We start from the raw sequence: 9,902 nt of genomic DNA on the forward strand, positions 1-9,902 counted from the left end.
TACGTAATCCCACGTATTGGTGCGCTGCACAAATTCAATGAAATTGGCGCTGGAGAGGCGCCAGATGTCCGTTTCGGCCCATATTCCGCTGATCGCCCGGCGAACTTCGAACATTGCGATTGAGACACCCGCGGGCGTCGGAGCCGCGTGATGTCCTTCGCCAGCTTCTTCGGCCTTCGACTTCGCCAAATTCTGGGCATTTTGAGGTGGATCGCGATCGTCGTTCCGATGGCTGTCGTCGTGGGGTCGCTCTGTGCCGGCTTCCTGTGGAGTCTTGACGCCGTCACCAGGGCCCGGTTCGCCTTTCCCTGGCTGCTATTCGGGTTGCCGATCGCCGGCTTCGCGATGGCCTTCGTCTATCAATGGATCGGACGTTCAGCCGAGGCGGGCAACAACCTTATCGTCGATCAAATCCACGAGCCCGGTGGCGGGGTTCCGCTGCGCATGGCGCCCCTGATTTTTGTTTCGACCGTCGTGACGCATCTGTTCGGCGGCTCGGCGGGTCGCGAAGGCACGGCGGTTCAACTCGGCGGCAGCATCGCAAGCGGTTTTGGACGCCTGTTCCGGCTCGATCCGGCCGATGTCCGCGTGGTGCTGATGGCTGGAATCGCCGCGGGATTCGGCGCCGTGTTCGGCACCCCGATCGCGGGCGCCATCTTCGCGCTCGAGGTTCTGACCGTCGGACGCATCCAGTATGAAGCGCTGATTCCCAGTCTGATGGCGGCCATTGCCGCGGACTGGACCTGTCATGCGTGGCGTATCGAACACACGCATTATCAAATCTCGTTTCTGTCGGGCGCCGTCGATCCGGCGTCGTTCCATCTCGACGCCCTGCTTTTTCTCAAGGTTTGCGTGGCGGGAATTGCCTTCGGACTGGTCGGACGGATGTTCGCCGAAGTCTCGCATTCCAGCCAGGCGATCCTGAAGAATATCCTTCCATACGCGCCAATCCGCGCGGCACTGGGCGGCGTCGCGATTATCGGACTGGTCTACCTGTTTGGCACCAGGGAGTATCTCGGCCTCGGCGTGTGGTCGCCCAATCCCGCCGATGCAACCATTTCGTCGTTTTTCGATGGCGGCCATATCGATCACTGGAGCTGGCTCTGGAAAACGCTGTTCACCGTGGTCACGCTGACGTCGGGCTTCAAGGGCGGCGAAGTCACGCCGATTTTCTTTATTGGTGCAGCACTTGGCAACGCACTCTCCGGCGTGCTCGGAGCCCCGACGGACTTGTTCGCCGGGTTGGGCCTTATCGCCTTGTTCGCGGGAGCATCGAACACGCCGCTGGCTTGCATGATCATGGGGATCGAGCTGTTTGGCGCCACGCATGCCGCTTACATGGCTGTCGCATGTTTCCTTGCGTATCTGTGCAGCGGCCACTCCAGCATTTACCTCTCGCAGCGTATCGGCGTTCCCAAGACGTCTTCCGATCAAATCCCGCCGGATGTGTCGATGCGCCATGTCCGGGATTTCGGTTCGTCACCGATCGTCGATTTCATCGATCGCCTTCAATACCGCCGGCAAGCCGCTCGTCAGATTCCGGACAACCAACAGAAGGTTCAAGCCATGACCCCATTTTCCCACAAACTCGCGCCCAAAGAGATCGGCATGGTCCGGATCTACATGAAACCCCGCGAAAAGGCGCCCTTGAACGGAAAGTCGCTGTTCGGTGGACGACCGTTGTACCGCGAGCTGATTCTGGCGGCAAAAAGCTCGGGCATCATGAACGCCGTCGCGCACCACACGCACTTCGGCTACAGCAATCACGGTAAAACCCATGACCAGGGATTTGAAGTTCCAAACCCCGATCTCACGATGTGCGTCGAATTGATCGGCCAGCGCGATCAACTGGAAACGTTCACGCGAAAGCACGGGGCGTGGCTCCAGGGCAAGGTCATCATCTACAAGCACATCGAGCACTGGGACATCGTTGATTCAACGCTGGCGACGGAAGACATCGTCAGATCGCTGCCGATCGCGAGCGCCGTGTGAGCGGCAGACGTTGCGCCGCGCGGCGGGTGTGGCGCGGCTGAGGTTTCCGACCTTATGGGTTGGCGCCCTGGTTTCTGTACTGCGCCAGAAACATCCGCAGGGAATCGTGCGGGCTCTCGATATCCGATATCACCCAGCCCTCGGGACCGTTCACCAGAATGAAGTTCAGGGTAACGGCGCGGCCTTGATTGTCGAAGGCGACGGCGACATAGGTCTTGTCGAACTGCTTGCGCAGGATTGATATCGAGATGGCGCCGAGCTTCCAGGTCGGGCTCTGGACCAGAAAGTCGTAGGGCGGTCGGGTTGACGCGCGCCAGGCCTCGCGCAGGCCCGGATCGAAGAACTGGCGCACCGTGGCGGCATCGCGCGGCAGCCCGTTCGACAGATCGGACGACCTGTCGCCGTAATAGGCATAGACATTCCGGACCAGCGATTCCGGGGAGCGGAACCCTGCCTCAATGGGCGAAATGCCGGCAGCGGCGAGCAGAACAAGGCTTGCAAGTAAAACCCGCATAAAGACCTTCGCCATCGCCGGCCGGCTCGCTTTATTTGCATCCATCCTTGTCGTACCCTGCCTACCGATATCACCGACGCATTGAAGCCGAAATGGAAGCCGAAAACGCAAATGCGTGAATTGTTCGATGAAGTGGCGGGCCATTCTGCGCTCGATCCGGAGGAGGCGGTGCGGCGCACGACCCGCACACCGCGCCGCAAGCGTTTTTATGCCAGGGCCGATGCCGCGGAAGCAGCCGGCGGATTTGCCATCACCCTCGATGACAAGCCGATCCGCACCCCTTCCGGGCGCGCGCTGACGGCGCCGAGCCGCGAGATCGCCGACGCCATCGCAGGGGAATGGCAGGCGCAGGCAGAGCTGATCGATCCCCTGACGATGCCGTTCACCCGGTTTGCCAATAGCGTGGTCGATGCCGTGATCGACCGGGTCGATGCCGTCACCGAGGACGTCGCGAAATATCTGGAGTCAGATCTGTTATTCTATCGTGCCGGCCATCCCGAAGCCCTGGTGGCGCGCGAGGCCGCGCAGTGGGACCCGATCCTGTTCTGGGCCGCGGACACGCTGGGCGCCCATTTCATACTGGCCGAGGGAATCGTGCATGTCCGTCAGCCCGAGACGGCTGTTGCCGCGGTGCGTGCCGCGCTGCCGTCCGATCCCTGGTCGATCGCGGCGCTGCATGTGATCACGACATTGACCGGCTCGGCGCTGCTCGCTCTGGCGCTGCTGCATGGCGTGCTCGATCAGGATCAGGTCTGGGCCGCCGCCCATGTCGACGAGGACTGGAACATCGAAAAATGGGGCATCGATGAGGAGGTCGCCGCGCGCAGGGCGGCCCGATGGGTCGATTTCAAGGCCGCCGCGGGCATATTGAAAGCGCTCAACTCGAGCATGGGTTAACGGCGGGTTTACGACACAGGGGTAGCGTCAACCGGGCCTGACCCGGTGCAGTAGGCCCCAGTAAACCTAAGTAAACCCATGTCGATCGTGATTACCCCGAACATTCCGCAGGTCGCCGCGCAGGGCGCCACAGCGAATATTGTGCTGCAGCCGGGCAGCGTGATCAGCGCCAAGGTGCTGCAGATCCTCGGCAACGATCAGGCGACCATCTCGATTGGCGGCCAGCCGCTCGACGTGGTGTCGCAGGTCCCGCTGCAGGCCGGCCAGACGCTGCAGCTCCAGGTTTCGCAGACCCCTGATGGCATCGGCCTCGCGGTGGTCAGCCAGCAAAGCGGTGCTTCCGCCAGCCAGGGTGCCGCCACATCGACCGCGGCAGGCGACTCCGTGACCCTGGCGCCAGGCGCGGTGGCGAGTATTGCGGTTCCGGCGACGTCCGGGACCGTGGTGGCCAACCAGCTCACCGCGCTGGAGACTTCAGCGGTCTCGGCCGCGGCCCAGACCGCGGTGACCCAGCAGACTTCGCTGGCGACGTTGTTTTCCAATCTCGGCGTTGCCGCCGGGCTGAGCGGCTTGCCGCCGCAGGTTCAGCAGGCGGTGGCGCAAGTGCTGGCGCAGCAGACCAGCCTCGATCCGGGCCTGACCGGCGATGACATCAAGCAGGCGTTTCAGAGTTCCGGGCTGTTTCTGGAAGCATCGCTGGCGTCCGGAGCGGTGTCGTCCTCCGCCGGGGCGCCGGATCTCAAGGCGGCGCTGATTGTGCTGCGTCAGGTGCTGACGACCTCGCTGGGCACAGCTCCGGTGACACCGGGCACATCGGCGACGCAGAGCGTGCCGGCGACGACGGCAACCGCACCTTCGGGCGCGACATTGTCGGCGGCGGCGCCAGGCACGACGCCGACCGAGGTGGTTGCGCAGCAAGGCGCCACGCCAACGGCGCCGGGAGCCGTCGTGGTCGAGCCGGGCAGCCAACCGTCCGTTCAACTATCGCAGCCGGTCACGATTATCGCCGCGCCGGAAACGCCGACGGTGCTGTCGCCCGAACTGGCGCCGCTGCTCGCCTCCGAAATCACGACATCAGCGGCTTCCGCACAAACCGCCGCCGCGTCGCAAAGCGCGGCACCTGTCGTCGCACAGGAAATTCTCGACCTCGGCGCGGCCAACCAGACGATCTCGTCCGCAGCGACGTCGGCGGACGCCGCCGCGCGGGCTGCCGCCAGCAGTGCGGCCCTCAACCTGCTGCAGGAAGCCGCCGTGCAGACCAGTCCGCTGGCGGCGGGAAACCTGGCCAGGTTCGCGTTCGACAACAGCCAGGCGCTTTCGCTGCTTCCGACGCTGACGGGCGCGCGCCCCCTGGCGGTCGATGACGCCGAATTCGCGCGCACCAACCTGCCACCGCCGCCGATCAATGGCGCGTTGCCGGCGGCGCAGCCGGTGCTGCCCGCGACGCTGGTGTCAAACTCTTCGGCCGAAACAGCCATGCAGCATCTGCTCGCCGATACCGACGGCGCGATCGCGCGGCAGACGCTGCTGCAGGTGGCGTCATTGCCCGGCCAGACCGATACGGCCACGGGGCGGCTCGATCCCACCGCGCCACGCTGGAATTTCGAAATCCCGTTCGCGACGCCGCAGGGCACCGCGATGGCGCAATTCGATATTTCGCGTGACGGCGGCGGTCGCGAGGCCGGAGCTGCCAAGCAAGTCTGGCGGGCGCGGTTCTCGCTCGACGTCGAACCCGCCGGTCCGGTCCATGCGATGGTATCGCTCACGGGAGAGCGGACTTCAGTGCGGATGTGGGCGGAGCGGCCCGCGACCGCGGCGCAATTGCGCGCCGGGGTTTCGCAGCTCAGCCAGGCCTTGAGCCGGGCCGAATTGCAGCCGGGTGATATCGTGGTCCGCGACGGCGCGCCGGTGCAATCGGCCTCGGCGCCGGCGGGGCATTTTCTGGATCGCGCGCTATGAGTGCCGACACCAGGAGCCAGCTCGCGGTCGCGCTGCATTACGACCGAACGGGCGCGCCGCGGGTTGTCGCCAAGGGCAAGGGCAGCATCGGCGCCAAGATCATCGAGGTCGCCAAGGCCCATGACATCCCGATCGAGGAGAACGAGGTGCTGGCGGGCGCGCTCTCCAATGTCGAACTCGGCGACGAGATTCCGGCCGAGCTCTACAAGGCGGTGGCGGAAGTCCTGATCTTCGTGCTGCGGCTGTCGGGACGCATCCGGTAACAAGCTGTCATGCCCGGCCTTGTGCCGGGCATCCACGTCTTACTGCACTTAAACGAAGAAAGACGTGGATGGCCGGCAAGAGCCCGGCCATGACGAAAAAGCGAGTCATTTCCAAGTCATCATTTCACCACGATGTCATTCGCATCGTCGCCGGCGTTTTGAGGCCGGATCGGAAATTGCCATCATGATCAATCGCCGCCATGTGCTCGGGGCGCTCGCCGGTGCGAGCCTATTGCCGTCGCGGGGCTCTGCCAATGTCGTGTACCAGCGCAGCGAGATTCGCGAGGATCTGGCCAGGCGATTTACTGACGTCGGAACGGCCGGCACGTTCGTCGGCTACAAGATCGACGATTATCTCGTCATCGCCAGCGACAAGGACCGCTCGGGCGAGGCGAAACTGCCGGCCTCGACCTTCAAGATTCCGAATTCCATCATCGCGCTGGAGACCGGCGTGGTCGGCGATCCCGACAAGGACGTCTTCAAATGGGATGGCGTCACCAGAAGCTTTGAGGCCTGGAATCGCGACCACACCTTGCGCTCGGCGATCGCCGCCTCTGCCGTGCCGGTCTATCAGGAGATCGCCCGGCGCATCGGCGCGGAGCGGATGCAGAAATATCTCGATCTGTTCGAATACGGCAACCGCGATATCGGTGGCGGCATCGACCAGTTCTGGCTCACCGGAAACTTACGCATCGATCCGGTGCAGCAAGTCGATTTCGTCGACCGGCTGCGGCGCGGCAGCCTGCCGGTCTCGAAGCGCAGCCAGGAGCTGGTGCGCGATATCCTGCCCGTCACCAAATCAGGCGATTCCATCATTCGCGCCAAGTCCGGCCTCCTTGGGGCCGAGATCGGCAAGCCGTCGCTGGGCTGGATGGTGGGCTGGGCCGAGAAGGGCAGTGCGAATACCGTGTTCGCGCTCAATCTCGATGTGCGCGAGCCGCATCATATTGCCGATCGCATGAAGCTGACGCAGCAGTGCCTCGCCGACATCGGCGCGATCTGATCCAAACACCTGCGCTGATCCCGCTGGCGCGGGAAAGCCGGCTGGATTAGCATCCGGGCACCAACAAGAAACGCCCGGAGGAAGTCATGAAATCTGCCATCTGGATGTCGTCGCTGATGCTCGCCGCGGCCGGCGGCTGGCTCGCCGCCACCATGTTCCCGCCGTCCGCGACCGCCAGGGAACCGCGCTTTCCGCAACTCACCATGGACCAGCTCAGCGACGCGCAAAAGCCGCTCGGCGAGCAGGTGATGAAGATCTCCAGCGTCGGCCTCGGCGGACCCTACAATCCGATCATGCGCAGCCCGGTGCTGGGTCAGCGGCTGTTCGATCTGTTTCATTATCTGCGCTGGGAAACCTCGGTGCCGACCAAGCTCAACGAGTTTGCGATCCTGATCATCGGGCGGCAATGGCGCTCGCAGGTCGAGTGGTTCGCGCACGCGCCGCTGGCGGCGAAAGCCGGACTATCGGCCGATATCATCGCCGAGCTCAAGGCCAACAAGCGGCCGTCCGGCATGGCCGAGGATGAGGCCGTGGTTTACGATTTCGTCACCGAGCTCACCACCACGCAGAAGGTGTCGGACGAAACCTATGCGCGGGCCAAGAAAATCTTCAGCGATCAGCAGATCGTGGATTTGACCGGCGTCGCCGGCAATTACGTCATGGTGGCGATGATGCTGGCGATGGCGGAGGAAACCACGCCCCCCGGCAAGGAGCCGCCGTTCAAGGTCGGGGAGAAGTAGGGGGGATATCGTCATTCCGGGGCGATGCGTAGCATCGAACCCGGAATCTCGAGATTCTCCGATGTGCAATTGCACATCTGAGGTCTGGTCCTTCGGACCATCCCGGAATGACTGAATCCGAATTGCGACGGCTGTTGCCGTTGCAGCGACGCGCAGCGAAACAGTTATCTACCCAAGCCAACAAGCAGTGAGAGAGGATGTCAATTCGCCGCCGCCCTGGCATCCTTGCCGATGCGGCCGAGATGGGTGAAGCCGAATCCGGCACTGTATTTCAGGCCAAAGCCGAGCGCGCGGTCGATGCCGATATGCGCCAGCCAGATCATCGCGATAGACAATGTCAGCGGCGAGTCGAGCCCGAATCCTGTTGTCATCAGGGTCATCGGCGCCATGTAGCTGTGCGCGGCATTATAGATGATGGCGCCCACCCTTGGACCGGCGAGATAGCCCAGAAAGCTCAGATCCGGCACCAGGAACAATAAAGCGTAGACCCACCACGATCCGCCCCAGACCGCGTAGAGCAGCGTCATTCCCGCAAACAGCGCCAGCCCCTCGAGCCGCAGCAGCGTCCGCAATCCGCCGGTCACGGTGCCCGTGGTCTCTGCGCTCGCGATATCGGTCATGGACTCTGCCTCCCATTTTGGCCCCGGATATAGCGTGCGCCGGGCCAGGATACTACAGGGCCGCCAGATGCCCGGAAGGGCGTTTCCCGCCGGCAAAATGCCGTGTTAGAACGCATTCAAATCTTGCAAATCTTGGAACGTCTGCAAATCGGGTGGGAATAGACGCATGAAAGATATCCTGGATACCCTTGAGGACCGTCGCGCCGGTGCCAAGCTCGGCGGCGGCGAGAAGCGCATCGAGGCGCAGCACGCCCGCGGCAAGCTGACCGCGCGTGAGCGCATCGAGCTTTTGCTCGACAAGGGCAGTTTCGAGGAGTTCGACATGTTCGTCGAACATCGCTCGGTCGAATTCGGCATGGAAAAGACCAAGGTGCCCGGCGACGGCGTCGTCACCGGCTGGGGCACCGTCAACGGCCGCAAGACCTTTGTGTTCGCCAAGGACTTTACGGTGTTCGGCGGCTCGCTCTCCGAGACCCATGCGCAGAAAATCGTCAAAATCCAGGACATGGCGATGAAGGCGAGGGCGCCGATCATCGGGCTGTACGATGCCGGCGGCGCGCGGATCCAGGAAGGCGTCGCGGCGCTCGCGGGCTATTCCTATGTGTTCCGCCGCAACGTCATTGCGTCAGGCGTGATCCCGCAGATCTCCGTCATCATGGGCCCCTGCGCCGGCGGCGACGTCTATTCGCCGGCCATGACCGATTTCATCTTCATGGTGAAGAACACGAGCTACATGTTCGTCACCGGACCCGACGTGGTCAAGACCGTCACCAATGAGGTAGTCACGGCGGAAGAACTCGGCGGCGCCAGCGTGCACGCCACGCGCTCCTCGATCGCGGACGGCGCGTTCGAGAACGACGTCGAGACGCTGTTGCAGATGCGCCGGCTGATCGATTTCCTGCCCTCCAACAACACCGACGGCGTTCCGGAATGGCCGAGCTTTGACGACATCGGGCGGGTCGACATGTCCCTGGACACGCTGATCCCCGACAATCCGAACAAGCCCTACGACATGAAGGAGCTTATTCTCAAGGTCGTGGACGAGGGCGACTTCTTCGAAATCTCCGAGGCGTTTGCCAAGAATATCGTCACCGGCTTCGGCCGCATCGCCGGCCGCACGGTGGGCTTCGTCGCCAACCAGCCGATGGTGCTGGCGGGCGTGCTCGATAGCGACGCCTCGCGGAAAGCCGCGCGCTTTGTCCGATTCTGCGATGCCTTCAACATCCCGATCGTGACCTTCGTCGACGTGCCGGGCTTCCTGCCGGGCACCGCGCAGGAATATGGCGGATTGATCAAGCACGGCGCGAAACTCTTGTTCGCCTATTCGCAGTGCACGGTGCCGCTGGTCACGGTCATCACGCGGAAGGCCTATGGCGGCGCGTTCGACGTGATGGCGTCGAAGGAAATCGGCGCCGACATGAACTACGCCTGGCCATCCGCGCAGATCGCGGTGATGGGCGCCAAGGGCGCGGTGGAAATCATCTTCCGCAGCGACATCGGCGACGCCGAAAAAATCGCCGCCCGCACCAAGGAATATGAAGACCGCTTCCTGTCGCCCTTCATCGCCGCCGAGCGCGGCTATATCGACGACGTCATCATGCCGCATTCGACCAGGCGCCGGATCGCGCGGGCACTGGCGATGCTGCGGGACAAGCATGTCGAGATGCCGATGAAGAAGCACGACAATTTGCCGTTGTGAGAATTAAGTACAATAATCCCTTAGCTGTTCGGGCGATCTATTATGGCAATATATGAACAGCGCGCAACGCTATTCCTAGATTTACTGGGATTCAGAAGCTTAATCCAAGGGCGCAGAGAAAAAGACATCCTAGATAGTTTCAAGACCTTATCGAAATTTGCTGCCCAGTATGAAGACTTTGACATCGACTTTCAATCTACGGCATTTTCGGATTG

Annotated in this window: 9 protein-coding genes; 7 read left to right on the forward strand and 2 right to left on the reverse strand. The window is 62.8% G+C overall.

The window, feature by feature from the left end; all coding sequences use genetic code 11:
- The first annotated feature begins 150 nt into the window (after nucleotides 1–150).
- On the forward strand, nucleotides 151–1,992 hold the full coding sequence (locus tag ABR948_RS06675; protein ID WP_428114894.1) for a DUF190 domain-containing protein: 1,842 nt from the start codon (nucleotides 151–153) through the stop codon (nucleotides 1,990–1,992).
- A gap of 52 nt (nucleotides 1,993–2,044) precedes the next feature.
- Here the strand turns inward: ABR948_RS06675 and ABR948_RS06680 are convergent, their stop codons facing one another.
- Nucleotides 2,045–2,506 carry a hypothetical protein gene (locus ABR948_RS06680; protein ID WP_428114913.1) on the reverse strand — a complete coding sequence of 154 codons (462 nt, stop codon included), beginning with the start codon at nucleotides 2,504–2,506 and terminating at the stop codon, nucleotides 2,045–2,047.
- A 111-nt stretch (nucleotides 2,507–2,617) separates the two neighbouring features.
- Here ABR948_RS06680 and ABR948_RS06685 point away from each other — a divergent pair, with 111 nt between their 5' ends.
- From ABR948_RS06685 to ABR948_RS06705, 5 genes are all read left to right on the forward strand, one after another.
- Nucleotides 2,618–3,403 (forward strand): ATP12 family chaperone protein, encoded by a 786-nt coding sequence (locus tag ABR948_RS06685; RefSeq protein WP_428114897.1) that lies wholly within the window; start codon nucleotides 2,618–2,620, stop codon nucleotides 3,401–3,403.
- A 78-nt stretch (nucleotides 3,404–3,481) separates the two neighbouring features.
- Nucleotides 3,482–5,362 (forward strand): flagellar hook-length control protein FliK, encoded by a 1,881-nt coding sequence (locus tag ABR948_RS06690; protein WP_428114899.1) that lies wholly within the window; start codon nucleotides 3,482–3,484, stop codon nucleotides 5,360–5,362.
- The gene (locus tag ABR948_RS06695; RefSeq protein ID WP_428114902.1) at nucleotides 5,359–5,625 is read left to right on the forward strand and encodes an EscU/YscU/HrcU family type III secretion system export apparatus switch protein; all 267 of its coding nucleotides are present in this window, start codon (nucleotides 5,359–5,361) and stop codon (nucleotides 5,623–5,625) included. The genes ABR948_RS06690 and ABR948_RS06695 overlap by 4 nt, the downstream gene beginning before the upstream one ends.
- A gap of 184 nt (nucleotides 5,626–5,809) precedes the next feature.
- The gene (blaOXA, locus tag ABR948_RS06700; RefSeq protein ID WP_428114904.1) at nucleotides 5,810–6,628 is read left to right on the forward strand and encodes a class D beta-lactamase; all 819 of its coding nucleotides are present in this window, start codon (nucleotides 5,810–5,812) and stop codon (nucleotides 6,626–6,628) included.
- Nucleotides 6,629–6,714: 86 nt separating this feature from the next.
- A complete protein-coding gene (locus ABR948_RS06705; protein ID WP_428114907.1) occupies nucleotides 6,715–7,368 on the forward strand; it encodes a carboxymuconolactone decarboxylase family protein in 654 nt (217 codons plus the stop codon).
- Between the two features lie 200 nt (nucleotides 7,369–7,568).
- Here ABR948_RS06705 and ABR948_RS06710 read toward each other — a convergent pair whose 3' ends face one another.
- The gene (locus ABR948_RS06710; protein WP_428114909.1) at nucleotides 7,569–7,988 is read right to left on the reverse strand and encodes a DUF4260 domain-containing protein; all 420 of its coding nucleotides are present in this window, start codon (nucleotides 7,986–7,988) and stop codon (nucleotides 7,569–7,571) included.
- A 166-nt stretch (nucleotides 7,989–8,154) separates the two neighbouring features.
- On the opposite strand from ABR948_RS06710, the gene ABR948_RS06715 reads away from it, so the two are divergent.
- Nucleotides 8,155–9,687 (forward strand): acyl-CoA carboxylase subunit beta, encoded by a 1,533-nt coding sequence (locus ABR948_RS06715; RefSeq protein ID WP_428114911.1) that lies wholly within the window; start codon nucleotides 8,155–8,157, stop codon nucleotides 9,685–9,687.
- Nucleotides 9,688–9,902 lie beyond the last annotated feature (215 nt).

It is taken from the genome of Bradyrhizobium sp. (assembly GCF_050014615.1).
In the GTDB taxonomy this organism is placed as follows: domain Bacteria; phylum Pseudomonadota; class Alphaproteobacteria; order Rhizobiales; family Xanthobacteraceae; genus Bradyrhizobium.